We start from the raw sequence: 25,067 nt of genomic DNA, 5'->3' as shown, positions 1-25,067 counted from the left end.
ATTCCCGATTCCCCATTCCCGACTCCCGTTTCAATCAGCCAACGGCGCCTTCCAACGACACCTCAAGCAGCTTCTTCGCTTCCACCGCGAATTCCATCGGCAGTTCGCGGAAGACCTGCTTGCAGAAGCCGTCGACGATCATCGACACCGCGTCTTCCTCGGCGATGCCGCGGCTGCGGCAATAGAACATCTGGTCGTCGGAGATCTTCGAGGTGGTGGCTTCGTGCTCGACGATGGCGGTGGGATTTTTCACTTCCATGTAGGGGAAGGTGTGTGCGCCGCATTGCTTGCCGATCAGCAGGCTGTCGCACTGGGTGTAGTTGCGCGCGTTGTCGGCGCCCTTCTCCATCTTCACCAGGCCGCGGTAGCTGTTGGAGCTCTTGCCGGCACTGATGCCCTTGGAGACGATCTTGGACTTGGTGTGCTTGCCCAGGTGGATCATCTTGGTGCCGGTGTCGGCCTGCTGGAAATGGTGGGTCAGCGCCACCGAATAGAACTCGCCCACCGAGCGGTCGCCGCGCAGGATCACGCTGGGATATTTCCAGGTGATGGCCGAGCCGGTTTCCACCTGGGTCCAGCAAATCTTGCTGTCGTCGCCGCGGCAATCGCCGCGCTTGGTGACGAAGTTGTAGATGCCGCCCACGCCGTTCTCGTCGCCGGGGTACCAGTTCTGCACGGTGGAGTATTTGATCTTGGCGCCTTCCAGCGCCACCAGCTCGACCACCGCCGCGTGCAGCTGGTTTTCGTCGCGCTTGGGCGCAGTGCAGCCTTCCAGGTAGGACACGTGGGCGCCCTCCTCGGCCACGATCAGGGTGCGTTCGAACTGACCGGTGTTCTGCGCGTTGATGCGGAAATACGTGCTCAATTCCATCGGGCAGCGCACGCCTTTGGGAATGAACACGAAGCTGCCGTCGGAGAACACCGCCGAATTCAGCGCAGCGAAGAAGTTGTCGCCGGTGGGCACCACGCTGCCCAGGTATTTCCGCACGATCTCGGGGTATTCGCGGATCGCCTCGCTCATCGAGCAGAACAGCACGCCGGCGTCGGCCAGCTGCTTGCGGAAAGTGGTGCCGACAGAGACGGAGTCGAATACCGCATCCACCGCCACGCCGGCCAGCGCGGCGCGCTCGTGCAGCGGGATGCCGAGCTTCTCGTAGGTTTCCAGCAGCGCCGGGTCGACATCGTCCAGCGACTTGGGCTGCTTCTTGGGCGCGGCGTAATAGCTGATCGCCTGGTAGTCGATCGGGTCGATATTGAGCTTGGCCCAATCGGGTTTCGGCATGGTCAGCCAATGGCGAAAAGCTTCCAGCCGCCACTCGGTCATCCACTCCGGCTCGCGCTTGACCGCGGAAATCGCGCGGACGGTGTCCTCGTCCAGGCCCGGCGGCAGGCCGGTCATCTCGATGTCGGTGACGAAGCCGGCGGCGTAGCTGCGGCCCAGGGCTTCGGCCACATCCACATTGTCGCGGAGCGTGGTGGCAGTGCTGCTTTCGATGGTCATGGCGTCTTTCATTCCGTGGTGGCCGCGCCGGCGGGGATGGGCGCGCTCTCGATCACTTGCATGGCGATGCGGCGTTTCTTCGGCGGCGGTTTCATCATGTCGGCCAGGCTTACCGCGCGCAGTGCGTCGTCCAGCACGTGGTTGATCTGTTGCCAGCTGCCGCGCACGCCGCATTGCGCCTCGCGGTCGCACTGGCCTTCGGCGATGCTGCATTCGGTCATGCCCAGCGGGCCTTCCAGCGCCTCGACGATTTCGGCCAGCGAAATCTCGGTGGCGGGCCGGGCCAGCCGGTAACCGCCGTTGGCGCCGCGAAACGATTCCACCAGCGTGGCGTGCCCCAGCGCCTTCAGCAATTTGCTCACCGTCGGCAGCTCCAGCCGGGTTTCCTCGGCGATCTGCACGGCGCTGTGCACGTGGTCCGGGTGGGTGGCGATGAAGGCCATTACCACGGTGGCGTAATCGGTCAATCGGCTGACGCGGAGCATGGAAACCGGCCGGATTCAATCGGGACCAAAATGGTACTGATTAGCGCCGTCGCGGTCAATGCCGCTGCAGCGCACCATCGGGGGGAAAGCATGGATCGCAATGCCCGATCACCGTGCAAGTTTCCGCGCGGGTGAGCCGCAAGTCATTGAAAAACATGTTGCCGGCCGGGTACGACGAGGTGGCACGCATCGTGCTGATTCCGAAGCCTCACCGCCGAGGAAACTGCCATGAAGTGGATCACAGCCATCATCAAGCCTTTCACCCTGGACAGCGTGCACGAGGCCCTGTCGGAAGCAGGCGTGCAAGGCATGACCGTCACCGAAGTGAAGGGTTTCGGCCGACAGCGCGGCCATACCGAGTTGTATCGCGGCGCCGAGTACGTGGTCGATTTCCTGCCCAAGCTGAAGGTCGAGGTCGCGGTGGCCGACGAGCAGCTCGAGCAGGTGATCGAGGCGATCAGCGGCGCCGCCCGCACCGGCAAGATCGGCGACGGCAAGGTTTTCGTCAGCGATCTGGAACAGGCCATCCGTATCCGTACCCAGGAGTCCGACGTCGATGCGCTCTGAAACGGGATTTGGAATGACCAGACATTCGTCTGTTGAAAGACGGGATTCGGGATTCGGCCGCCGCCTCGGAGTGCGGTGCATGCTGGCGCTTGCCGGCGGCCTGCTGACCTTGCCGGCGATGGCGCAGACGGCGGCCGCGCCGGACAGCGGTGACACCGCCTGGATGCTGACCGCCACCATGCTGGTGCTGCTGATGACGATACCGGGGCTGGCGCTGTTCTACGGCGGCATGGTGCGGGCCAAGAACCTGCTGTCGGTGTTGATGCAGTGTTTCGCCATCACCGCGCTGGTGAGCGTGCTGTGGCTGCTGTACGGCTACAGCATGGCGTTCAGCACCGAGGGCATGCAGGCCGGCGTCACCAACCTGCACTCGTTCATCGGCGGCCTGGACCGCGCGATGTTCGCGGGGATGACGCCAGCCAGCCTCTATGCCCATGTGCCGGAAAGCGTGTTCGCGATGTTCCAGCTCACGTTCGCCATCATCACGCCGGCACTGATCGTGGGCGCGGTGGCCGAGCGCATGAAGTTCTCGGCGCTGATGCTGTTCACCATCGGCTGGTTCACCTTTGCCTACCTGCCGATGGCGCACATGGTGTGGGGCGGCCCCGGCTCGTTCCTGGGCGACATCGGCGTGCTGGATTTTGCCGGCGGCACGGTGGTGCACATCAACGCCGGCATCGCCGGCCTGGTGGCCTGCCTGGTACTGGGCAAGCGCCGCGGCTATCCGCACGCACCCATGCCGCCGCACAACCTGGGCTACACCCTGATCGGCGCCAGCATGCTGTGGCTGGGCTGGTTCGGCTTCAACGCGGGCTCGGCCGTCGCCGCCAACGGCACCGCCGGCATGGCGATGCTGGTGACGCAGATCGCCACCGCCGCCGCCGCGCTGGGCTGGATGGGCGTGGAATGGATCATCCACCGCCGCGCCAGCGTGCTGGGCATCGCGTCGGGTGCCGTCGCCGGACTGGTCGCAATCACGCCGGCAGCCGGCACCATCGGCCCCGGTGGCGCGCTGATCCTTGGCGCGGCCGCGGGCGTGATCTGCTTCTTCTGCGCCACCCGCCTGAAGCACTACTTCGGCTATGACGACAGCCTGGACGTGTTCGGCGTGCACGCCGTGGCCGGCATCGTGGGCGCGCTGCTCACCGGGCCGTTCGCGGCGGCGGCGCTGGGCGGCTTCGGCGCCGTCGAGCATCCGTGGCTGCAGCTGTGGATCCAGGCCAAGGGCGTGGGCTTCACCGTGCTGTGGAGCGGTGCGCTGACCTGGTTGGTGCTCAAGCTGATCGACTGGACCATCGGCCTGCGCGTCGATGAGGAACAGGAGCAGATCGGCCTGGATCTGGCACTGCACGAGGAGCGTGCCTACAACCTGTCGTAAGCAACGGTCATGGAGATGGGTAGCGGACGGTCGACGGATCGACAAGAATCGTCCGCTGCCCTCTTCTCCGGAGTAACCCTTGCGCACCCACCTTCAATCCGATCTCGCGCGATGAGCTCCGGCCTTCCGGACCGCGCCGCCAGCCGCCTCGCCTGGACCCGCGAGGCACTCGCCGACCCCGGGCTGACGCTGGAGCCCGCCTCCGCCGACGCCAGCTTCCGCAGCTATTGGCGAACCCGCCATGCGGGGCAGAGCTGGATCGTGATGGATTCGCCGCCGGCGCTGGAAGACCCCGCGCCGTGGCTGGCCATCGGCACCCGCCTGGCCGCTGCCGGCCTGCATGTGCCGACGGTACGCGCGCAGGATCTGCAGCAGGGTTTCCTGCTGATCGAGGACCTGGGCTCACAGCTGTACCTGCCTGCGTTGAACGACGCCACTGTGGACGCCCTGTACGGCGACGCGTTGCGCGCGCTGCTGCACATGCAGCGCGACGTGGATACCGCGGGCATGCAGCGCTACACCCGCGACTTCCTGCTGCGCGAGCTGGAAATCATGCCCGAATGGTTTCTGCGCCGGCACCTGGGCCACACCCCGACCTGTGCGGAATGGGACGTGCTGGAAGCGGGCTTCACCACGCTGCTGCACAACGCGCTGGCGCAGCCGCAAGGCTTCGTGCATCGCGATTACCACAGCCGCAACCTGCTGATCGTGCCGCACGACCAGCCGCAGAACATCGCCACGCGATTGCCCAACCCCGGCATCATCGATTACCAGGGCGCGCTGATCGGCCCGATCACCTACGACCTCGCCTCGCTGCTGCGCGACTGCTATATCGCGTGGGATCGCCAGCGGGTGGAAGCGTGGGCGGACGGCTATCGTCTGCACCTGCAAACCGCCCAGTTGATCGACGGCTCGGTGGACCGCGGCCAGTTCCTGCGCTGGTTCGACCTGACCGGCCTGCAGCGCCACATCAAGGTGCTCGGCATCTTCTGCCGCCTCTGCTATCGCGACAACAAACCCGGCTACCTCGATGACCTGCCGCGCGTATACGACTACGTCATCGACGTCGCCGCGCGTTACCCCGAGCTGGCCGACTTCGCAGCGCTGCTGCAGCGCTGCGTGGGAACGCGCGACCTGCGCCAGGTGACGACCGCATGAGGCATGCACTGATCTTCGCCGCCGGCCGCGGTGAACGCATGCGGCCGTTGACCGACACCACGCCCAAGCCGTTGCTGCCGGTGGGCGGCAAACCGCTGATCGTCTGGCACCTGGAAAAGCTGGCCGCCGCCGGCGTGAACTACGTGGTGATCAACACCTCGCACCTGGCCGAACAATTCCCCGACGCGCTGGGCGACGGTTCGCGCTGGGGCCTGCGCATCCGCTATGCCTACGAAGGCGCGGAGCCGCTGGAAACCGGCGGCGGCATGCTCAATGCGCTGTCGCTGCTTGGCGATGCACCCTTCATCGCCATCAGTGGCGACATCTGGACCGACGCCGACTTCACTACCTTGCCGCTTGAACCGACCGGCCTCGCCCACCTGTTGCTGGTCGACAACCCGCCCCATCATCCCGACGGCGATTTCGCGCTGGATGCGCATGGGTTGGTGCACGACACAGGCACGGCGCGGCTGACCTTCAGCGGCATCGGCGTCTACCGCCCGCAGCTGTTGAACAACTGGCGTGATGTGGTGGAGGCGACGGATACCCAACCAACTCGCTTCAAGCTGGCCCCGCTGTTGCGCGCAGCGATGGCCGATGCTGCGGTCAGCGGTACGCATTTTCGGGGTACCTGGACTGACGTGGGCACGCCGCAGCGACTGCAGGAATTGGGGCAGACCTTGGACTCCAGGCAAACCTAACTCGCCGCGTAGGAGCGCACCCTGTGCGCGATGCTTTTGATGTTGCTTTGCGCATTTGTGGGAGCGACTTCAGTCGCGATGCTTTTTGATTTGGTGTGGTTTAGAGCAAAGAGCTTTCGATCGCCTGCGGCGCTCGAGTCACTTTCTCTTTGCGTGCTCAAAGAGAAAGTAACCAAAGAGAAAGAGCACCCCGCTTACGCGCCTTGCGGACATCCTGTCCGCAAGGTCCGCGTGCGGGCTACGGGGTTTGTCGACAGGGCATCGGGCAATTGCATCCTGCATTGCCTCAACTCCAGCATCCATGCCGTCGCCTGCCCTGACGCCAAACTGGCCGGCATCCATGCCGGCCACCCTTCGGGCTGATCCTTCGCCCGCCCGCCGCTTCAGAGGGGCCCCGGGTAGAGCAGCGCGCCATCGTGGCGCGCACTCGGTGCGCAGCGGCTGCGCCGCTGCGAGAGCGTCGCCGCATGAAGCTCTGCTTTTTTCCTCACCGTCCGATCGCCCTGAGCGTAGCCGCGCAGCGGCGGAGTCGAAGGGTGAAGTCGAGCGGCCCCTTCGACTCCGGCCTTCGGCCTACGCTCAGGGAGAACGGCTGAGGTGAGCAGCTTCACCTCTGCTTCTGCTTTCGCCGTTGCCTTTGCTCTGGCTTCATCCCGAGTACGGGCCAGGATGGCCCGTCGCTCTACCCGGGCCCCTGTGCGGCGGTGAGGCGGGGGCGACAAGGCCCCGAAGGGGGCATCGGCAGGATGCCGATGCCTTTTCGCCAGCACATGGATGTGCTGTCGAAAAGCCCGACCCCGACTCACGGACTTGCCGGGCAGGAGCCCGGCAAGCGCCAAGCGGGGTGGCCTTTCTCTTTGGTTACTTTCTCTTTGGCCACGCAAAGAGAAAGTAACTCGGCTGCCGTAGGCAGACGAAAGCTCTTCCTCGGAGGCCACATCCAAGAGCAAAGGCGTCGCGACTGAAGTCGCTCCTACAGAAAGCCAAAGAACAAGAGCATCGCGGCCAAAGCCGCTTCCACAAGGACCGACGGACCGCCGCCCGTTCGGCAACCGCAAAACAAAAACGGCACCGCGAGGTGCCGTTTTTGTTTCATCAGAAGCGCAGACTCAGTGTGCCGCAGCATCCGGCGCATGGGCGTGCCCGTGCTTCAGCTCGTCTTCGGTCGGCTCGCGCACTTCGCTGATGCTCACGTCGAAATGCAGCGTCTGGCCGGCCATCGGGTGGTTCATGTCCACATCGATGGTGCTCATGCCCACCTTGTGCACGGTGACCGCCCGCTGGCCGCCTTCCTTCATCCGCAGCACGGTGACGTCGCCGGGCTTGAGGCGGTTGGCCTGCGGCACGTACTTCTTCGACAGGCGCTGGACCTGGCCTTCCTGGCGCACACCGTAGCCTTCCTCCGGTGACACGTCGACCGCCAGCGTCTCGCCGGCTTCGTGGCCTTCCAGTGCTGTTTCCAGCCCCGGAATCAGCTGGCCGTGGCCCAGCAAAATCCACAGCTGCTGATCGCGATCGCGCGAGCTTTCCACCGCTTCGCCGTTCACCGTGAGGGTGTAGTGGAATGCGATGACCTTGTCCTTGCCAGCCTTCATTGCCTGTCTCGTCGATGGGAACAAACGACGGATTCTAGCTTACCCTTGGCTCGCCGGGACCCTACGGGGCACCTCGCCGCCGCCGGCCATCATCCGCCCGTCACGCCGCAGCCGGACATTGCAAGGCGCAGTGTCTGCCGTAACTGGTAAATGGCGGCGCTTCCCCCACTGCAATGGAGACAGGCATGGCGCTCGATCGCGCACAGCGAAACGACACCGCCCACCATTACGTCCACCGCGGCCACCAATGGTATGCGCGCTGGAAACTCGCCTGCGATCCGGCCTACGGCGCCGTGGACCCTCTGTTGCGCGGCTCGTCGCTGCCGCTGCTCGACATCGGTTGCGGCATCGGCCTGCTGGGCCAATACCTGCACGCCACGGGGATACGGGCGCCTTACATCGGCGTCGACCACGACCCGCGCAAGATCACCGCGGCACGCGAAGCCGCTGCGGCTGCAGGGCTTGGCGATCAGATGGACCTGCGCTGCGCCGATGCCGCCACGCTGCCACCGGTGCATGGCCACGTGGCGCTGCTGGACGTGCTGCACTACCTGGGCGCCGCGCAGCAGCAGGCGTTGTTGCAGGTGGCCATCGCGCATCTGGCACCGGCGGGCACGCTGGTGATCCGCAATGTCCTGCGCGAACCCAACTGGCGTTTCCACGCCACCCGGGTGGAGGAATTCTTCCTGCGGGTGTCGGGCTGGATTCCCGGTGGCGCGCAGCACTACCCGGATGCGCAGGAACTGTGCACGCCGCTGCGCCAGGCCGGCCTCGACGTGCAGGTGGGTTCCCTGCGCGGTCGCACGCCGTACAACAGCTATCTCCTGGTGGCCCGATTTCACGATACGGAACAAAAACGCGCGTGAGCGGCCTCGACCCGTTATACTCGGCGGCGCAGTCCCCCTGATTGCTGCGGCATTGCCGCCCTTTCCCCCTTAGTCTGCAACACGGTATGAACACTCCGGGTTGCTCAGGAGTGTTACATGTCTTTTGATTCGCTGGGCCTTGCGCCCGCGTTGTTGCGTGCGCTTGCCGAATACGGCTACACGCAGGCTACCCCGATCCAGGCCGCCGCCATTCCCGCCGCGCTGGAAGGCCACGACTTGCTCGCCGCCGCCCAGACCGGCACCGGCAAGACCGCCGCGTTCGCGCTGCCGTTGCTGCAGAAGCTTTCCACCAGCGGGCAGACCATGACGCGCCGTCCGCGCGCGCTGATCCTCACCCCCACCCGCGAGCTGGCCGCGCAGATCCACGACAACATGCGCAGCTACGGCAAGCACATCCAGGTCAGCGCCACCACCATTTTCGGCGGCGTCAGCATGGGCCCGCAGATCAACGCGCTGCGTCGTGGCGTGGACGTCGTCATTGCCACCCCCGGTCGATTGATGGACCACATGCAGCAGCGCACGCTGGACCTGTCCGCGGTGGAAACGCTGGTGCTGGATGAAGCCGACCGCATGCTGGACATGGGCTTCCTGCCGGCCCTGAAGCGTATCCTGCAGTCGGTGCCGAAGCGCCGCCAGACGCTGCTGTTCTCGGCCACCTTCGCGCCGGCGATCAAGACGCTGGCGATGGAGTTCATGCACAACCCGAAGGAGATCTCGGTCTCCGCGCCGAACACCGTCACCACCCTGGTCAGCCATCAGGTGCATCCGGTCGACGCCGCGCGCAAGCGCGACCTGCTGCTGCACGTGCTGTCGCAGGACAGCCGCCGCCAGACCCTGGTGTTCAGCCGCACCAAGCATGGCGCCGACAAGCTGGTGACGTACCTCAACGCCTCGGGCCTGCGCAGCGCCGCGATCCACGGCAACAAGAGCCAGAACGCCCGCACCCGCGCGCTCAGCGATTTCAAGAGCGGCCGCGTCACCGTACTGGTGGCCACCGACATCGCCGCCCGCGGCATCGACATCGAGCAGTTGCCGATCGTGATCAACTTCGACCTGCCCTCGGTGGCCGAGGATTACGTGCACCGTATCGGCCGCACCGGCCGCGCCGGCATGGAAGGCCTGGCGCTGTCGCTGGTCAGCCATGACGAGAGCGGCCTGCTGTACGACATCCGCAAGCTGCTGAAGCAGGAGATCGCGATCACCGCGGTGACCGGTTTCGAGCCGTCCGCGCCGCTGCGCGTCGATGCCGGCGCGCCGCGTCCGAAGCAGGGTGGCGGCGGTCAGCGCCAGCCGCGCCAGGGCAAGCCCTCCGGCTCGGCCCGCCCGAACGGCTACGCCGCACAAGGCCGTGGCGATCACGCCGCCGGCAACCAGCGTCGTCGCTCCAGCCATCGGCCTGCTGCCAAGGCTTGACCGTAATTTGTAGGAGCGGCTTCAGCCGCGACCGCCCTTCCATCGAACCGGAGAGCGTCGCGGCTGAAGCCGCTCCTACATTGGTTGGCTAACCCAACGCCTCCGCGTGATGGCGCAGGTGATCGTCGATGAAGCTGCTGATGAACCAATAGCTGTGGTCGTAGCCGACATGCCGGCGCAGCAGCAGCGGCTGGCCGGCTTCGGCGCAGGCCTGGTCGAACAGCTCGGGTTTCAGCTGGGCTTCCAGGAACGTATCCGCCTCGCCCTGATCGATAAGGATCGTGCCGGGAAAGGTTTGCCGCCGCACCAGTTCGCAGGCGTCGTAACCGGCCCAGGCTTCCGGGTTTTCACCCAGGTAGCGCGGCAACGCCTTGCGTCCCCATGGCACCTGGCTGGGTGCCACGATGGGCGCGAAGGCGGAAACCGAGCGGTAACGCCCGGGATGTTTCAGCGCGATGGTCAGCGCGCCGTGACCGCCCATGGAATGGCCGCAAATGCCGCTTCGCGCGGTATCGGCGGGGAAGTTGGCGGCGATCAACGCGGGCAGTTCATCGACCACGTAGCTGTGCATGCGGAAGCGCGCTGACCACGGCGCCTCCGTGGCATCGACATAGAAACCTGCGCCTTCGCCGAATTCCCAGTCGCCGGTGGCGCCGTCGAAACCGGTGTCGCGCGGGCTGGTGTCGGGCATCACCAGGATCAGCCCCAGCTCCGCGGCCAACCGCTGCGCGCCGGCCTTGATGGCGGCGGTTTCCTCGGTGCAGGTGAGCCCGGCCAGGAAATACAGCACCGGGCAAGGCCGATATTCGGCCTGCGGCGGCTGGTACAGCGCGAAACGCATCGGTCCGGCGCAAGCCGTCGAGGCGTGGCGATAAAACCCCTGCACACCGCCGTGACAGCGGTGGCGGGACATTGTTTCAAGCGTGCTCATCGTGATTCCTGTGGGTCCCGATGTGCCGAGCATATCCGCGCGTGGCTGAAGCACCCGTTCAGCCCGCGCCCGTAACGCGGCGCCAGCAGGCCTGATAGAATGGCCGGCTTGCGCGCCGCCTCTCCGACGCTGCTTTCTGTTTTGAGGTACCCCCCATGTCATCCCCCGTTTCCGACAACGCCCCGGTTCCGTCCGGCTTCGGCGCACTTGCGCTGCATCCCGATGTTCTGCGCGTGCTGGCCGATGTCGGCTATGAATCGCCCTCGCCGATCCAGGCCGCCACCATCCCGCCGCTGCTGGAAGGCCGCGACGTGCTGGGCCAGGCGCAGACCGGCACCGGCAAGACCGCCGCGTTCGCGCTGCCGATCCTGTCGCGTATCACCCCGCGCGCCGGCAAGCCACAGGCGCTGGTGCTGGCGCCCACGCGCGAGCTGGCCATCCAGGTGGCTGAAGCGTTCCAGCGCTACGCCGCGCACATCCCCGGTTTCCAGGTGCTGCCGATCTACGGCGGCCAGAGCTACGGCCCGCAATTGCACGCGCTCAAGCGCGGCGTGCACGTGGTGGTGGGTACGCCCGGGCGCGTGATCGATCACCTGGACAAGGGCACGCTCGATCTCTCCGAGCTGCGTTTCCTGGTGCTCGACGAAGCCGACGAAATGCTGCGCATGGGCTTCATCGACGACGTCGAGAAAGTGCTGCAGGCCACGCCGCCCGAGCGCCAGGTGGCGCTGTTCTCGGCCACCATGCCCACGGTGATCCGCAAGATCGCCCAGCGCCATCTGAAGGATCCGGTCGAGGTCATCATCAAGTCCTCCACCACCACCGCGGCCAACATCCACCAGCGCTACTGGTTTGTCAGCGGCATGCACAAGCTCGATGCGATGACCCGCATCCTGGAGGCCGAGCCGTTCGACGCGATGATCATCTTCGCGCGCACCAAGCAGGCCACCGATGAGCTGGCCGGCAAGCTGCAGGCGCGCGGCCTGGCCGCTGCCGCGATCAACGGCGACATAGCCCAGGCGCAGCGCGAGCGGGTGATCCAGCAGCTGAAGGACGGCAAGCTCGACATCCTGGTAGCCACCGACGTGGCCGCCCGCGGCCTCGACGTGGAGCGCATCAGCCACGTGCTGAACTACGACATCCCGTACGACACCGAGAGCTATGTGCACCGCATCGGCCGTACCGGTCGCGCCGGGCGCAACGGCGAGGCGATCCTTTTCGTCAGCCCGCGCGAGCGCGGCATGCTGCACGCGATCGAGCGCGCCACGCGCCAGCCGATTGAGCAGATGCAGTTGCCGTCGGTGGAAGTGGTCAACGACGTGCGCATCGGCAAGTTCAAGCAGCGCATCAGCGATACCCTGGCCGTGGGCGAGCTGGGCGATTTCCAGAAACTGATCGAGCAGTACGAGCAGGAATACAACGTACCCGCGATCGAGATCGCCGCCGCGCTGGCGCGCATCGCGCAAGGCGACCAGCCGCTGCTGCTGGCACCGCCGCCGAAGCGCGAGAAGTACGAGCCGGCCACGCGCGAGCGCAGCGATCGCACCTCGCGTGAACGCAGCGACACCCGCGCACCGCGCGAGCACAAGCCGCACCTGCACGAGCGCGCCGCACACGATCGCGCCGGACAGGAGCAGGCACCGCGCGAATTCGGCCAGCGCCCCGTGCGCGCCCACGCCACCGAGCAGGGCAAGCGCACCTACCGCATCGAGGTGGGCCACGAACACGGCGTGAAACCGGGCAACATCATCGGTGCGATCGCCAACGAAGCCGGCCTGGACAGCCAGTACATCGGCCGCCTCAGCATCCGCGACCACTACAGCCTGATCGACCTGCCCGACGGCATGCCGCCGGAAGTGTTCGATCACCTGAAGAAGGTGTGGGTGGTGCAGCAGCAACTGCGCATCCACGAATGGGACGGCAACGACACCGCATCCAGCAACGCGCCGGCGGTGCGCAAGTCTGGCGGCTACAAGAAACCCGGTGGCTTCAAGCCCGGCGGCAAGCCGCCGCATCGGCGGTAAGCCGCCCACTTTGTGGGAGCGGCTTCAGCCGCGATGCTTTTGCCTTGGAGCTTCAGGGCAAGAGCATCGCGACTGAAGTCGCTCCCACAGGTCCATCAGGCTTCAGGCGCTTTGCGGCAACGGCGGCGTGTCCGCCGTAGACGGGTCCAGCCAGTCCTGCGGCGTCAGCACCGCCAACCCGTGCGCAAGTCTTGCCTTGTCGCATTGCGGGCTGACCGCACCGAATTCCCACGACGGCACCACCTCGCGACACACCGATGGTCGTTGCGGGTAGATGCTGCAATGCGCCGCCTCGCCCACCGTGCCCTGCAATGCGGTGCAGCGCGGCGCCGCGGTATAGGTGCCGCGCATGGCCAACCGGTGCGGATCGAGTTTTTCGGTGAGTTCGGCCGGTACCACGCCACCGAGGAACGGCTCGGCTTCCGACCAGTGAAACGCCACGCGGAAATGCGCGCAGCAGGCGCCACAACGCAGGCAGGGATGATCCATCGAACGAACCAGGGCGCACCCCGAGGCGCGCAGCGGCGCATTCTAGAACGTGCCGCGTTCGCGTGACAGGGGATCCATGCAAGCCGGGTCAGGCGCGATTGCGGTCGCTTCCTGTCGCCGCAAACGACCCCGCACCGGCGAACCAGCCTTCCGTCCGGTTCACGATGCGCACCACCGACAGCATCACCGGCACTTCGACCAGCACCCCCACCACCGTCGCCAGCGCGGCGCCGGAGCGCAGGCCGAACACGCTGATGGCGGCGGCGACGGCCAGCTCGAAGAAATTGCTGGCCCCGATGAGCGCAGCCGGCCCGGCGACGCAGTGCGGCACCTTCAGCCAGCGGCTGAGGCCGTAGGCGATACCGGCGTTGAGATAGACCTGGATGATGATCGGCACGGCGAGCATGGCGATGATTAGCGGCTGCGCCAGGATCGCCTCGCCCTGGAAGCCGAACAGCAACACCAGCGTGGCGAGCAGGGCGATGGTCGACAGCGGATCCATGCGTTTCAGCGTCGCCTCCAGGGCCGCGTGCCCGCCGCGGCGCAACAGGCTGGCGCGCCACGACTGCGCCACCACCACCGGCAGCACGATGTACAGCAACACCGACAGCAGCAGCGTGCCCCACGGCACATGGATCGAGGCCACACCCAGCAGCAGCGCCACGATCGGCGCAAACGCGACCACCATGATGGTGTCGTTGAGCGCCACCTGCGCCAGCGTGAAATTCGGCTCGCCGCCACACAGCCGCGACCACACGAAAACCATCGCCGTGCATGGCGCTGCCGCCAGCAGGATCAACCCGGCGATGTACGAATCATGCTGATCGAGCGGCAGCCAACCGGCAAACACATGCCGCACGAACAGCCAGCCCAGCAACGCCATCGAAAACGGCTTGATCGCCCAGTTCACCAGCAAGGTGACGCCGATGCCGCGCACCTGATGGCGCACGCCCGCCAGTTGCGCAAAATCGACCTTGAGCAGCATCGGCACGATCATCAACCACACCAGCCCGGCCACCGGCAGGTTGATGTGCTGGATTTCCGCACGCGCCAGGGCCGCGAACACCCCGGGCAACCCGTGCCCAAGCGCAATGCCGACCACGATGCACAACCCGACCCATAGGCTGAGGTAACGGGCGAAGCGGCCGATCGGCGCAGGCGCGGCGAGCACCGCGTCGCTCACGCGGATTCCACCTTGCCGATGTCACGCAACGCCTGCTGCAACGCCGTGCGATCGAGCGTTTCCAGCGGCAGCGCCAGCAACTGCTCGATACGCTGGCGCAGCATCGCCCAGGCCGACTGGAATGCGCTCCGGCGCTGCGCGTCGGAGCCTTGCACGCCTGCCGGATCGGGCACGCCCCAATGCGCGCTCACCGGCTGGCCGGGCCAGATCGGGCACACCTCGCCGGCCGCGTTGTCGCAAACGGTGATCACGATATCGATCGCCGGCGCATGCGGCCCGGCAAACTCGTCCCAGGATTTGCTGCGCAATGGCGCGGCGTAGTCGAACGCGCGCGCCAGCTCCGCCGCGATCGGCTGCACCGCGCCACTGGGAAAACTGCCGGCGCTGAATGCCTGGAAGCGGCCCTCACCCAGCACATTGAGCAAGGCCTCGGCCATCACGCTGCGGGCGGAATTGCCGGTGCAGAGGAACAGCACCTTGATCGGTGGACGCACGACCATCTCAGCAGCAACCCGTGCCCGCATTCGGGCCGCACCCGGATGCGGTGCGTTTCGTGGTCGCCGGCCCACAACACGCGACGCCCGCTTCGTTCGGCGCGCCGGTGTAAGTGGTGGCCTCACCGTGTGTGTGGAAGCTTTCCCAGCGCACGCCCTGCGGATCCTCGGCCCAGAACTTGTCGGAGTGGGCGTAGCAGCAGGTGGTGCCCTGTTCCGCCAGCGCCACCGCGTCGGCTGCCTGCAGGCGTGCGCCGATGGCAGCCAGGTCGGCGGGATCGCCCGCTTGCAGACCCAGGTGATCGACGCCGGGCTGGCGGCCGCGTTGCGAGATCGCGAAGTTGACGCGCGGATCGTCCAGCATCCATTTGGCGTAATCGGGCCGGATCACGTCCGGAGCCGCGCCGAACAGCGTGGTGTAGAAGCGGATGCTGTCGTCCAGCCGCGCGACGTTGAGATGCACATGGAAGCGTTTCATGGTTTTTTCCGTGGAGGTTTGCATGCCACCGTCGTGCAGCCATCGGCCGCCGCCGAGCCCGCGCAACAGTTTTTGGTGAGGAAGCCGAGCAGGCTGTTCATCTGCGTGTAGCGCGCGCGGCACTGGATGACGCGACCACGGCGCTCGTCGCTGACCATGCCGGCACGACGCAATACGTGCAGATGACTGGTCAGGGTCGCGCCGGCCAGGCCGGTTGCGGCGGCCAGCTCGCCCACCGAAAGACCTTCATCGCCCGCCTCCACCAGCAGGCGGAACAGGTTCAGGCGATGTTCCTGCGCGAGCGCCGCGAGACAGGCGAGAGCTTCTTTTGGTTTCATATTTCTAAAATTATAGAAATAATAAAAAGCCGTCAAGCGCCCGCCGAAAAACCGAAAGGTCGGCATTCGCGATTTGCAGAAGCAGGAGCATCGCCCGCGGGCGGGCCCTAGCTACCTGGGGGCGACTTCAGTCGCGATGCTTTTGGAATGCGGAGGCGAAAGGCATCGCGGCTGAAGCCGCTCCTACAGGGATGTCGCCGATGTTCAGAGCGCGCCGGCAAACGTGTCGCACTGGTCCATGTCGCCGCTGTCGAAGCCGGTCTTGAACCAGTGCACGCGCTGCGCCGAGGTGCCGTGGGTGAAGGTGTCCGGCCGCACGCGTCCCTGCGCCTGTTGCTGCAAGGTGTCGTCGCCGATGTGGCTGGCGGCGTTCAGCGCCTCCTCGATGTCGCCCGGCTGCAGCCACTGCAGGCGTTGCTGGCTGTGATTGGCCCACACGCCCGCGTAGCAGTCGGCCTGCAGTTCCTGTCGCACCGAAAGTCCGCTGGCGCCTTCCATCGGCGCACCGCGGCGACGGGCAGCCTCGGTGCGGGCGAACACGCCGGTGAGGTTCTGCACGTGGTGGCCTACCTCGTGCGCGATCACGTAGGCACGGGCGAAATCGCCGGATGACTGCAGTTCGTCCTGCAACTGCTGGAAAAAGGCCAGGTCGAGATAAACCTTCTGGTCGCCCGGGCAATAGAACGGCCCCACCGCCGTGGTGGCACCGCCGCAGGCCGTGTTCACGCCACCGCTGAAGATGTGCAGCTTCGGCTCCACGTAACTGGCCCCGCGCGCCTGGAAGATCGCGCCCCAGGTCTGTTCGGTGGAATGCAGGATGGCGCTGACGAACGCCTGCTGCTCCGGGTCCACCTGGGTCGGCACGCTGTTCTGGGTGCCCGAGTCCAGCGCCGCGCCGCCCTGATCCAGCAGCGCCATCGGGTTCTTGAAGAAAATCCAGCCGATCAGGGCCAACACCACCAGCCCGCCCAGGCCCATGCCGCGGCCGCCGCCGAAACGCCTTCCGCCGCCGCCACCGCTGCCGACTTCGATGTTGCTGCTGCTGCCGCCTTTGCGCCAATCCATGAGAAACCTCGTTGAGCGATGCATGCGTCGGAGTACGCACGGCGAAGATAGCGACTGACGGGTGATCGCGCCATGCACGCGCACCGGCGTGGCCGCTACAGTAGGGGCTACTTCCGAGGAGCCGCCCATGACCCATCTGCCCGCGCTGGTGACCTTGCTCACCGTATTGCTGTTGTCCGGCACCATGTTCATTGTCGGCAAGATGCGTGGGCGCCACGGCATCAAGGCGCCCGCAACCAGCGGCCATCCGGCCTTCGACCGCGCCTACCGCGTGCAGATGAACACGCTGGAAGGCGCGGTGATGTTTCTGCCCACGCTGTGGCTGGCGGCCACGTACGGCTTCAGTGGCTGGGCCGGCATCGCGGGCCTGGTCTGGGTGGTGGGCCGCGTGTGGTACGCGTGGAGCTACATGAAAGACCCGGCTTCGCGTGGGCCGGGCTTCGCCGTCGCCATGATTGCCTGGGTGGCCTTGCTGGTGATGGCCGCGATCGGCGTATGCCGCGCGCTGATGCTGGGCTGACAGCCGTGGCCGGATACGGGCACCACGCCAGGCACGCAGGCTGATGGAAACGGCGCCGGACGCCACCCCGCCCTTGCCGCCCTCACGCCCATGGCCGGTGCCCGTGCTACGGGCGCCCGGCCTGCTGACGGCGCTGGGTTTCATCGCGCTGTACTTCCTGCTGCAGGCCACGGTGGGCGCGCTGGTGGCGTTCGTGCTTGGCCTGTGGCTCGGCCTGCGTGCCGGTCTGCAGCATCTGGCCTACGACACCAAGACCATCGGACACCAGGTGCGGACCCTGCTGGCGCAGCCGGATGCGCGCGCCGCGATGGTCATGCTGGTGTTGTGCGTGGCGGCCGGGTCGATGCTGTGGCTGGTGCATCGCAAATGGCCACGGCTGTGGTCACTGGCGTCACCGCCGGGTTTCGCCGTGGCGCGGCCCGCACAACCGCTGTTTTACCTGCTGGCCATTGTCATCGGCCTGGCCGCGCCGGTGCTGGGCGGCTGGCTGACCCAGCTGCTGGCGCACGGCCACAAGGTGCCGCAGGACATCCAGCGGGTCGGCGCCGAAGCGGCGTTGTCGCTGCGGGTGGCGCTGATGATCATCGTGGTGACGGTCGGCCCGCTGGTGGAGGAGCTGCTCTTTCGCGGCATGCTGCTCTCGGCACTGATGCGGCGAATGCGCGTGGGCTGGGCGGTAGCCGCGTGCTCGCTGTTGTTCGCCCTGGTGCACCTGCCTGACCTGGGTTTCCTGTGGTACGCGCTGCCCGGCCTGGCATTGCTGGCGGCAGCGCTGGCGTGGCTGCGCTTGCGCTCGGGTTCGATCTGGCCGGCGGTGGTGGCGCATGGCGTCAACAACCTGCTGGCGGTGGCGGCGTGGTTTCTGGCGGTCAAGCCGGCGGGTTGATGCCGAAGCCACGCAGCAGGCGCGCGGTCTCGAACAGCGGCAGGCCCATCACGCCGGAATAGCTTCCTTCGAGGTGTTCGATCAACACCGCGCCACGGCCCTGGATCGCATACGCGCCGGCCTTGCCGAACGGCTCGTCGGTGGCCACATAGACGGCTATATCGTTCTCGTCCAGCGCGGCGAAACGCACCTGCGATACGCAGACGGCACACTCCTGCCGTCCTTCGCCCAGCGCCCAGACCGTGGAGATCACCGCATGCGTGCGCCCGCTCAGGCGACGCAGCATGGCCGCGGCATCGACCGCATCGCGCGGCTTGCCGAACACGTCGTCGCCCAGCACCACTTCGGTATCCGCACCCAGTACCACGCCACCCGGCTTCACCAGCAGCGCGCCCGCGGCGGCCTTGTCGCGCGCCACGCGGCTTACGTAAGCCTGCGGTGTTTCGCCGGCGGCGCGCTGCTCGGGCACATCGACATCCAGCACGTCGAACGCCACGCCAAGCTGCTGCAGCAACTGATGCCGGCGCGGTGATTTGGAGGCGAGATGGAGCATGGGTCAGAGCGTCAGGTTGTAATCGCAGAACTGCTGGTCGCGCTGCCAACCCAGCGACGCGTACAGCGCCTGCGCCGAGGCGTTGTCGCGCGCGGTCGACAGCGACAGGCTGGCGGCGCCCAGCGCGCGGGCGTGGTCGGCGGCAGCCGTCAGCAAGGCGGCGGCCACGCCCTGGCGGCGTACGCGCAGCAACACGAACACATCGTTGAGCACATAGGTGCGCACCGTGCGCACCGACGAAAACAGCGGATAAAGCTGCACGAAACCTACCCCTTCGCGCTGCGGGTCGAGCGCCAGCAGGATCAGCGATTCATGGTGGCGGAACCGCTCGGCCAGGAACTCACGCGCCCGCGACAAGTCGCCCGGCTGACCGTAGAACTGGCGATATTCGTCGAACAACGGCGCCAGCTTGCCGAGATGGTGGATGGTGGCCTGGCAGATATGGAATGACATGGGGCGGGATTCGGGAATCGGGATTCAGAAGCATACCTTCACGCGCGGCGGCTTTTGCCTTTGCTGTTGCCTTTACGATTCCCCATTCCCGATTCCCCATTCCCGGCACTCAAGCCCGATGATACGGATGCCCGGCCATGATCGTGGTGGCCCGGTACAGCTGTTCGGCCAGCAGCAGTCGCACCAGCATGTGCGGCAGGGTCAGCGGGCCCAGCGACCAGGTCTGGTCGGCGCGGGCCAGCACGTCGGGCGCGTGGCCATCGGGGCCGCCGATCAGGAAGGCCAGGTCGCGCCCGGCCATGCGCCATTGCGCCAGCTGCTCGGCCAGCGCCTCGCTGGACCACGGCTTGCCGCCGCCGTCCAGCGCTATCACATGGGTATCGCGCGGCAGCGCGGCGAGAATCGCGGCGCCTTCGTCCTGCATGGCCCGCGCATCGTCGCGACCCTTGCCGCGCGTGCCGGGCTTCAACTCCAGCAACTCCAGCGGCAGCTCATGCGACAGGCGCTTGCGGTATTCGGCAAAACCCTCGGCCACCCAGCCAGGCATGCGCTCACCGACGGCAATGATGCGCGCGCGCATCATTGCCGTGGGGCCAGGAAACACCGGTGCGCAGCACCCGCGTTCGCTTTCTCTCCCCTGTGGCGACCGAAGGGAGTCCCCTTGCGGGTGGAGGAGGATCGAGGAGAGGGGGCGGGGCTAGCGGGGACATTCATCGGATGGGCTCGCTTCGTAGCAAATGCGTCGCAAGAGCGTCCCCTTTCCCCGGCCCTCTCCCCACGGGGGAGAGGGAGAAAGTCATGCGCTACCCAGCCTGCGCCGCTTCGCTTTCATCCTCATCGCGATCACCCACCGTCCACAGCCGCTCCAGGCCGTAGAACTCGCGGATGCGCGGCAGCATCACGTGCACGATCACGTCGCCCAGGTCCACCAGCACCCACTCGCCTTCGCCCTCGCCTTCCACGCCCAGCGGATGCACACCCGCTTTCTTGGCGAATTTCTGGACTTCGTCGGCAATGGATTTGACGTGGCGGGCCGATGTGCCGGAGGCGATCACCAGCAGGTCGGCGATGGAGGTTTTGCCGCGGACGTCGATCTCGCGCACGTCCTTGGCTTTCAGTTCGTCCAGCGCGTCGACGACGGATTGACGCAGGGTGGCCGTGGTGACGGCCTTGTTGGTGCGGGCAGTACTCAAAAGGGAGAGCCTCGATGGCGGTATCGCTGCGCAAAATGGCGCAGCCGCAGTATACCGTCCCGGCCGCAAGGGGAAGTCAAGGCGGCCACGCCGCCGCACGGTGACCGTGCGGCGGCGTGGGGATGGCCCGAAAACGACGCTCAAACGGGCCTGGCTGTTCGCGGCAGCACCGTACCGGCCCGCCGCGGCGCGTTCAGCCGCCCATCTTCCCGTCGGTTTTCTTCATGCCGGCTTTTTTCATGGCGCCCATCTTTCCGGCGTCGTGCTTCATGGCACCGTGGTGCATGGCATCCATCTTCATGCTGTTTTTCTGCATGGCGTCGTGCGACATGGCGCCCTTCATGGCGTTCGCGTGCATGGCATCGCCGTGCGCCATCGCGGTGCTGGAACTGGGGGCCATCGCGTCCTGTGCGAAAGCCGAGGTAAAGGCGAGGCCACTGGCGGCGAGGATCAGGGCGGCAAACAACGTGGTTTTCATGGCGTTGACTCCTGCAGGAAAGGGATGGAGACAGGCGTCTCCATCCTTTTCTTCGCCAGCGTCGCGACCGTGGTTACGTCCTGGATCGTTGCCGCCAGCCCGCAAGCACCGCTCAGTGCCTCGACAGCAATCGCCCACCCATGGCGGCATTCGCCGCCACCACCACGACCACGGCGGCGGCGTGGGCCAGCAGGTCGGTGGCGGCGGCGCCGTAGGCGTGGCAGATCTCCAGCAGGCTGGCCGAGGCCGCCGCGCTGGCCAGGCCGATCAGCACCGCGGTGAGCACCGGCCGCAACGGGCAGGCGCGGCGCAGCAGCCAGATCAGCAGAGCCGACAGCGGGATCGAGAAGGCCAGGATGAAATATAGGCAGTCGGGCGCGGGATGGGTGCGGGTCAACTGCGCCGCTGGCTCCACCCAGGTACGCAGGCACCCCAGGCCGCTGGCGCCGATCCACAGCAGGGCCGGCGGTAGCGGCAGCCAGGCCCAGATCGCCCGCCGCCCGGGCATGCCCGAGACGAACGCCGCCCACGCCGCGCAGATCGCGGTAAGCACCGCCCCGGCGGTGGCCCAGCCCATGTCCGGCGACGCCTGCCAGCGCTCCATCGCGATGCCGGTGCCGTAGCGCAGCAGCAAGGCCACGGCCAGCGCCGCCACCACCAGCAGCCACCCCAGCGTACGCAGCCACGGCGGCGGCAACCGGCGCACCGGCACCAGGCCAGCGCCCAGCGCGTGGATCAGGGTTTCATGGCGGGGTGAGTCGGACATGCTGCTCAAGGTTCTCCGTTGAAATGGCGGCGCAGCGATTTCAGCCCGCGATGCAGGTTCACTTTCAGCGAGCCGGCGCTGCGCCCGGTCTGCCCGGAGGCTTCGGCCAGTGTGCGTTCGCGCAAGCCCAGTTGTTCGACCGCCTCGCGCTGGCCCGGCGGCAATTCATCGATGGCCGCGCGCAGGCGTTGCGCGTCCTGCTGGCGCTCGCTGGCGGCACTGGCATCGTCGGCGTCGGGGTGGCGATCCAACGCGAACTCGTCGTGCAACTCGCGGCTGTCGCGACGCCCGCGGCTGCGCAGCGCATCGATGGCGCGGCGGCTGGCGATGGCATTGAGCCAGGCGTCGTACGAGCGCGACGGGTCGTAGGTATGCCGCACGCGATCCACGGTGATCAGGGTTTCCTGCACCACGTCATCGACGTGATCCCGCGCCACACCCTGCCGCCGTGCGGCCGCGCGGATCAGCGGGATCGAGTCGGCCAGCAGCTTCTCGTACGCGATCCGATCGCCGGCCTGCGCGGCCGCCATCCACGCCGCCCGCCGCTGGTCGGCGGTTTCGATGGCGCTGGTGGCGGGGCTGGCTGGCACGCGGTATCTGACGCTCGATCGACGGGGGAGCGCATCATCAGAGACCATCGGGCCCGCGGCGGTCAAGGGCTGCAACATTTTCTCCGACCAGACTTTCTCACCCTGCATTCGCTGCGCACGCGACCAGGGTTACCTCGTCACCGCATGTAACCGCACAGCGCCGCCCGGCGAATAGCTGACAAACCCCTCGCGGACGACGCTCATGCTCGTACTGATCATTGCCTACCTCGGCGGCGTGCTGACCATCCTCAGCCCGTGCATCCTGCCGGTGCTGCCCTTCGTGTTCGCCCGCTCGGACCGCCCCTTCAAGCGCAACGGCCTGCCGATGCTGCTGGGCATGGCGATCACGTTTGCGGCGGTGGCCACGCTGGCGGCGCTGGGCGGCGGCTGGGTCATCCACGCCAACCAGTACGGCCGCTACGTGGCGATGCTGGTGCTGGCATTCCTGGGCCTGGCGCTGCTGTCCACGCGGGTGGCCGAGTGGATCAGCCGGCCGTTCGTGGCGCTGGGCGGACGGCTGACCCGGCAAGCGGGCGAGCGCGATTCGATCTGGGCCTCCGCCGGCCTGGGCGTCGCCACCGGCCTGCTGTGGGCGCCGTGCGCGGGGCCGATCCTGGGCCTGCTGCTGACCGGCGCGGCATTGAACGGTGCCAGCGTGCAGACCACCCTGTTGCTGCTGACCTACGCCGCCGGCGCCGCCACCTCGCTGGGCCTGGCGTTGCTGCTGGGCGGCAAGGTGTTCGCGCTGATGAAGCGCTCGCTGGGCGCGGGTGAATGGGTGCGTCGCGGACTGGGCGCGCTGGTGCTGTGCGGCGTGGCGGCGATCGCGCTGGGCCTGGATACCGGCCTGCTGACGCGCGTATCGCTGGCCAGCACCGGCGGCATCGAGCAGAAGCTGCTGGATGCGGTGCGGCCGGCGCCGGTGAACGCCGCCACCGTGGTGAAACCCGGCGAACCGCTGCCGGTGGAAGGCGAACTGCCGTCGCTGGCTGGCGCCACGCAGTGGCTCAACAGCCCGCCGCTGACCGCGCAGTCGCTGCGCGGCAAGGTGGTACTGGTGGATTTCTGGACCTACTCCTGCATCAACTGCCTGCGTTCGCTGCCCTACGTGCGCGGCTGGGCCGACAAGTACAAGGACCACGGCCTGGTGGTGATCGGCGTGCACGCGCCAGAGTTCGCCTTCGAAAAGGATCCAGCCAACGTGGCCAAGGCGGTGAAGGACCTGGGCGTGGATTACCCGGTAGCGCTGGATAACAACTACGCCATCTGGCAAGGCTTCAACAATCAATACTGGCCGGCGCATTACTTCATCGACGCCCAGGGCCGCATCCGGCACCACCATTTCGGCGAGGGCGCCTACCCGGAAAGCGAGGACGTGATCCGCCGGTTGCTGAGCGAAGCGGGCTACAAGAACCTGCCCGGCGGCTATGTCAGCGCGGACCACCGCGGCGTGGAAGCGGCCGATTCGGGTGATGCCACCCGCTCGCCCGAGACCTACGTGGGCTACGCCCGCGCCCGCAACTTCGTCAGCGGTCGCGTCGCCCATGACGACGCCTGGAACTACCGCGCGCCCGACGCGCTGGGCACCAACCAGTGGTCGCTGGACGGCCGCTGGAACGTGCACGCGGAAAACGCGCAACTGCTGCAGGCCGGCGGCCGCATCGTCTACCGCTTCCGCGGCCGCGACCTGCACCTGGTGCTGGGCCCGGCCAGCGACGGCAAGCCCGTGCGCTTCCGCGTCACCCTCGACGGCAAGGCGCCCGGCGCCGACCACGGCATGGATACCGACGCCGGGGGCAACGGCGTCATCACCGGCCAGCGGCTGTACCAGCTGGTGCGCCAGGCCAACGGCAGCGGCGAGCGGGTGTTCGAGATCACCTTCCTCGACCCAGGTGTACAAGCGTTCGCGTTCACCTTTGGCTGAGGAAACGCCCACCAATCCCCCTGTAGGAGCGACTTCAGTCGCGACCGCTTTTCGCGGACCCAAGCCAAGAGCGTCGCGGCTGAAGCCGCTCCTACAGAAGTGCCGATCCACGTCCCAACGGAGGCAAGCCATGTCACGCATCGATGAAACCCTCGCGATGGACCGGCGCCGCTTTCTGCGCGCCGCACTGACCGGCGGCGCCGTGCTGGCGGTGGGCGGTGGTCTGCTGGCGCCGAGGTTGTTCGCGGCCGCCGCTACACCGGTCGGCAAGCCGGGCAAGGTGTTGCTGGAGATTTTCGCCGACGACGGCCGCGACCTCGGCGCGCGCGAGGTGCCCAGGCTGGTGCTCAGCAACGCGCAGTGGCGGCAGCGGCTGTCGCCGCCGGCATTCGGCATCCTGCGCCAGGCGGGTACCGAGCAGGCGTTCACCGGCGCCTACTGGAACCTGTTCGCGCCCGGCCTGTACCGCTGCGCCGGGTGTGGCACCGCGCTGTACGACGCGGCCACCAAGTTCCACTCCGGCACCGGCTGGCCCAGCTTCTACCAGCCGATCGCCCGCACCAATGTCACCCGCCACAGCGACCACCAGTTCGGCATGCAACGCACGGCCATCAACTGCGCCTGCTGCGGCGGCCACTTGGGCCATGTCTTCAACGACGGCCCGCGGCCCACCGGCCTGCGCTACTGCATGAACTCGGCGGCGCTGCACTTCATTCCGCACGCCGCCTGAGCCCAGCCCAGCACGTCGCGATGCGGGTGCGCTGAAACGACGCACCCCGACCGAAGCGCGCCACGCCTTGCGTGGCGTGCGTTCCCGCGTGGATCCCCCGCAAAAAGTGACGCGGGCGCAATTGCCGTCCGTCGCGCCCACTCCTACAATAAGAATCATTCTCACTTCCGATACGCCGGTTGCTCACCGTCGCCTTGGCAGTGCGGAAACAACCTCGCGCGCCTGGCGCGGTCGATCCATCGACCACGCGGCGCTTGCGCGGCTGCCTCTCCCACGTCTCAGAAACA

29 protein-coding genes are annotated in these 25,067 nt (G+C 67.0%); 12 read left to right on the top strand and 17 right to left on the bottom strand.

The window, feature by feature from the left end; genetic code table 11:
- Positions 1–34: 34 nt before the first annotated feature.
- Both sufB and ACFPK0_RS04575 read right to left on the bottom strand, forming a co-directional pair.
- Entirely contained in the window at positions 35–1,501 is a 1,467-nt protein-coding gene (gene sufB / locus ACFPK0_RS04580; protein ID WP_156458974.1) for a Fe-S cluster assembly protein SufB, read from the bottom strand.
- Positions 1,502–1,509: 8 nt separating this feature from the next.
- Positions 1,510–1,986, bottom strand: a complete 477-nt coding sequence (locus ACFPK0_RS04575) for an SUF system Fe-S cluster assembly regulator (RefSeq protein WP_056605557.1) — start codon at positions 1,984–1,986, stop codon at positions 1,510–1,512.
- A gap of 228 nt (positions 1,987–2,214) precedes the next feature.
- On the opposite strand from ACFPK0_RS04575, the gene ACFPK0_RS04570 reads away from it, so the two are divergent.
- The 5 genes from ACFPK0_RS04570 (at position 2,215) to ACFPK0_RS04550 (ending at position 6,153) form a co-directional block, all read left to right on the top strand.
- Positions 2,215–2,553, top strand: a complete 339-nt coding sequence (locus ACFPK0_RS04570; RefSeq protein WP_007082881.1) for a P-II family nitrogen regulator — start codon at positions 2,215–2,217, stop codon at positions 2,551–2,553.
- Positions 2,554–2,632: 79 nt separating this feature from the next.
- A complete protein-coding gene (locus tag ACFPK0_RS04565; protein ID WP_377338701.1) occupies positions 2,633–3,931 on the top strand; it encodes an ammonium transporter in 1,299 nt (432 codons plus the stop codon).
- Positions 3,932–4,042: 111 nt separating this feature from the next.
- A complete protein-coding gene (locus ACFPK0_RS04560) occupies positions 4,043–5,089 on the top strand; it encodes an aminoglycoside phosphotransferase family protein (protein ID WP_377338699.1) in 1,047 nt (348 codons plus the stop codon).
- Positions 5,086–5,790, top strand: a complete 705-nt coding sequence (gene murU / locus ACFPK0_RS04555) for an N-acetylmuramate alpha-1-phosphate uridylyltransferase MurU (protein ID WP_056081420.1) — start codon at positions 5,086–5,088, stop codon at positions 5,788–5,790. The genes ACFPK0_RS04560 and murU overlap by 4 nt, the downstream gene beginning before the upstream one ends.
- A 30-nt stretch (positions 5,791–5,820) precedes the next feature.
- On the top strand, positions 5,821–6,153 hold the full coding sequence (locus ACFPK0_RS04550) for a hypothetical protein (protein WP_377338697.1): 333 nt from the start codon (positions 5,821–5,823) through the stop codon (positions 6,151–6,153).
- A 746-nt stretch (positions 6,154–6,899) separates the two neighbouring features.
- On the opposite strand, the gene ACFPK0_RS04545 is transcribed toward ACFPK0_RS04550, so the two are convergent.
- The gene (locus ACFPK0_RS04545; protein WP_056081423.1) at positions 6,900–7,385 is read right to left on the bottom strand and encodes an FKBP-type peptidyl-prolyl cis-trans isomerase; all 486 of its coding nucleotides are present in this window, start codon (positions 7,383–7,385) and stop codon (positions 6,900–6,902) included.
- 185 nt (positions 7,386–7,570) lie between these two features.
- Here ACFPK0_RS04545 and ACFPK0_RS04540 point away from each other — a divergent pair, with 185 nt between their 5' ends.
- Positions 7,571–8,251 (top strand): class I SAM-dependent methyltransferase, encoded by a 681-nt coding sequence (locus tag ACFPK0_RS04540; protein ID WP_377338693.1) that lies wholly within the window; start codon positions 7,571–7,573, stop codon positions 8,249–8,251.
- A 117-nt stretch (positions 8,252–8,368) separates the two neighbouring features.
- Positions 8,369–9,685 carry a DEAD/DEAH box helicase gene (locus ACFPK0_RS04535; RefSeq protein ID WP_377338691.1) on the top strand — a complete coding sequence of 439 codons (1,317 nt, stop codon included), beginning with the start codon at positions 8,369–8,371 and terminating at the stop codon, positions 9,683–9,685.
- Between the two features lie 88 nt (positions 9,686–9,773).
- On the opposite strand, the gene fghA is transcribed toward ACFPK0_RS04535, so the two are convergent.
- Positions 9,774–10,616, bottom strand: a complete 843-nt coding sequence (fghA, locus tag ACFPK0_RS04530) for an S-formylglutathione hydrolase (protein WP_377338688.1) — start codon at positions 10,614–10,616, stop codon at positions 9,774–9,776.
- 155 nt (positions 10,617–10,771) lie between these two features.
- Between fghA and ACFPK0_RS04525 the strand changes: the two genes are divergently transcribed.
- Positions 10,772–12,640 carry a DEAD/DEAH box helicase gene (locus ACFPK0_RS04525; RefSeq protein WP_377338686.1) on the top strand — a complete coding sequence of 623 codons (1,869 nt, stop codon included), beginning with the start codon at positions 10,772–10,774 and terminating at the stop codon, positions 12,638–12,640.
- Between the two features lie 102 nt (positions 12,641–12,742).
- On the opposite strand, the gene ACFPK0_RS04520 is transcribed toward ACFPK0_RS04525, so the two are convergent.
- The 6 genes from ACFPK0_RS04520 to ypfJ all read right to left on the bottom strand — a co-directional run bounded on the left by ACFPK0_RS04520 (position 12,743) and on the right by ypfJ (position 16,687).
- Complete coding sequence (locus ACFPK0_RS04520; protein WP_377338684.1) at positions 12,743–13,129, bottom strand: YkgJ family cysteine cluster protein; 387 nt, start codon at positions 13,127–13,129, stop codon at positions 12,743–12,745.
- Between the two features lie 88 nt (positions 13,130–13,217).
- The gene (arsB, locus tag ACFPK0_RS04515) at positions 13,218–14,312 is read right to left on the bottom strand and encodes an ACR3 family arsenite efflux transporter (protein WP_377338682.1); all 1,095 of its coding nucleotides are present in this window, start codon (positions 14,310–14,312) and stop codon (positions 13,218–13,220) included.
- Entirely contained in the window at positions 14,309–14,812 is a 504-nt protein-coding gene (locus ACFPK0_RS04510) for an arsenate reductase ArsC (RefSeq protein WP_377338680.1), read from the bottom strand. The genes arsB and ACFPK0_RS04510 overlap by 4 nt, the downstream gene beginning before the upstream one ends.
- 1 nt (position 14,813) lies before the next feature.
- Positions 14,814–15,284 carry an ArsI/CadI family heavy metal resistance metalloenzyme gene (locus tag ACFPK0_RS04505; protein ID WP_377338678.1) on the bottom strand — a complete coding sequence of 157 codons (471 nt, stop codon included), beginning with the start codon at positions 15,282–15,284 and terminating at the stop codon, positions 14,814–14,816.
- Complete coding sequence (locus tag ACFPK0_RS04500) at positions 15,281–15,688, bottom strand: ArsR/SmtB family transcription factor (protein ID WP_235578684.1); 408 nt, start codon at positions 15,686–15,688, stop codon at positions 15,281–15,283. The genes ACFPK0_RS04505 and ACFPK0_RS04500 overlap by 4 nt, the downstream gene beginning before the upstream one ends.
- 138 nt (positions 15,689–15,826) lie before the next feature.
- Entirely contained in the window at positions 15,827–16,687 is an 861-nt protein-coding gene (ypfJ, locus tag ACFPK0_RS04495; protein ID WP_377338675.1) for a KPN_02809 family neutral zinc metallopeptidase, read from the bottom strand.
- 127 nt (positions 16,688–16,814) lie between these two features.
- Here ypfJ and ACFPK0_RS04490 point away from each other — a divergent pair, with 127 nt between their 5' ends.
- Positions 16,815–17,207 (top strand): MAPEG family protein, encoded by a 393-nt coding sequence (locus tag ACFPK0_RS04490; RefSeq protein ID WP_377338673.1) that lies wholly within the window; start codon positions 16,815–16,817, stop codon positions 17,205–17,207.
- A gap of 43 nt (positions 17,208–17,250) precedes the next feature.
- Complete coding sequence (locus ACFPK0_RS04485; protein WP_377338671.1) at positions 17,251–18,093, top strand: CPBP family intramembrane glutamic endopeptidase; 843 nt, start codon at positions 17,251–17,253, stop codon at positions 18,091–18,093.
- Here ACFPK0_RS04485 and ACFPK0_RS04480 read toward each other — a convergent pair.
- The 7 genes from ACFPK0_RS04480 to ACFPK0_RS04450 all read right to left on the bottom strand — a co-directional run bounded on the left by ACFPK0_RS04480 (position 18,077) and on the right by ACFPK0_RS04450 (position 22,126).
- On the bottom strand, positions 18,077–18,646 hold the full coding sequence (locus ACFPK0_RS04480) for a Maf family protein (RefSeq protein ID WP_377338669.1): 570 nt from the start codon (positions 18,644–18,646) through the stop codon (positions 18,077–18,079). The genes ACFPK0_RS04485 and ACFPK0_RS04480 overlap by 17 nt on opposite strands.
- Before the next feature lie 3 nt (positions 18,647–18,649).
- Positions 18,650–19,099: a GNAT family N-acetyltransferase gene (locus tag ACFPK0_RS04475; RefSeq protein WP_377338667.1), complete on the bottom strand. Its 450-nt coding sequence runs from the start codon at positions 19,097–19,099 to the stop codon at positions 18,650–18,652.
- A gap of 109 nt (positions 19,100–19,208) precedes the next feature.
- Positions 19,209–19,679 (bottom strand): 23S rRNA (pseudouridine(1915)-N(3))-methyltransferase RlmH, encoded by a 471-nt coding sequence (gene rlmH, locus ACFPK0_RS04470; RefSeq protein ID WP_377340248.1) that lies wholly within the window; start codon positions 19,677–19,679, stop codon positions 19,209–19,211.
- Positions 19,680–19,902: 223 nt separating this feature from the next.
- Complete coding sequence (gene rsfS, locus ACFPK0_RS04465) at positions 19,903–20,250, bottom strand: ribosome silencing factor (protein WP_377340246.1); 348 nt, start codon at positions 20,248–20,250, stop codon at positions 19,903–19,905.
- A gap of 235 nt (positions 20,251–20,485) precedes the next feature.
- On the bottom strand, positions 20,486–20,758 hold the full coding sequence (locus ACFPK0_RS04460; protein WP_377338665.1) for a pentapeptide MXKDX repeat protein: 273 nt from the start codon (positions 20,756–20,758) through the stop codon (positions 20,486–20,488).
- Between the two features lie 124 nt (positions 20,759–20,882).
- Positions 20,883–21,536, bottom strand: coding sequence for an NrsF family protein (locus tag ACFPK0_RS04455; protein ID WP_056083992.1), 654 nt, complete (start codon positions 21,534–21,536; stop codon positions 20,883–20,885).
- A gap of 5 nt (positions 21,537–21,541) precedes the next feature.
- On the bottom strand, positions 21,542–22,126 hold the full coding sequence (locus ACFPK0_RS04450; protein WP_200945358.1) for an RNA polymerase sigma factor: 585 nt from the start codon (positions 22,124–22,126) through the stop codon (positions 21,542–21,544).
- A 202-nt stretch (positions 22,127–22,328) separates the two neighbouring features.
- Between ACFPK0_RS04450 and ACFPK0_RS04445 the strand changes: the two genes are divergently transcribed.
- Together ACFPK0_RS04445 and msrB are read left to right on the top strand one after the other, a co-directional pair.
- Entirely contained in the window at positions 22,329–24,050 is a 1,722-nt protein-coding gene (locus tag ACFPK0_RS04445) for a cytochrome c biogenesis protein DipZ (protein WP_056081471.1), read from the top strand.
- Between the two features lie 130 nt (positions 24,051–24,180).
- On the top strand, positions 24,181–24,780 hold the full coding sequence (gene msrB / locus ACFPK0_RS04440; protein ID WP_377338661.1) for a peptide-methionine (R)-S-oxide reductase MsrB: 600 nt from the start codon (positions 24,181–24,183) through the stop codon (positions 24,778–24,780).
- Positions 24,781–25,067 lie beyond the last annotated feature (287 nt).

It is taken from the genome of Rhodanobacter ginsenosidimutans, assembly GCF_042655685.1.
GTDB lineage: Bacteria > Pseudomonadota > Gammaproteobacteria > Xanthomonadales > Rhodanobacteraceae > Rhodanobacter > Rhodanobacter ginsenosidimutans.
The sequence above is the reverse complement of the archived record's forward strand: the minus strand, read 5'-3'. Positions and strand labels throughout refer to the sequence as shown.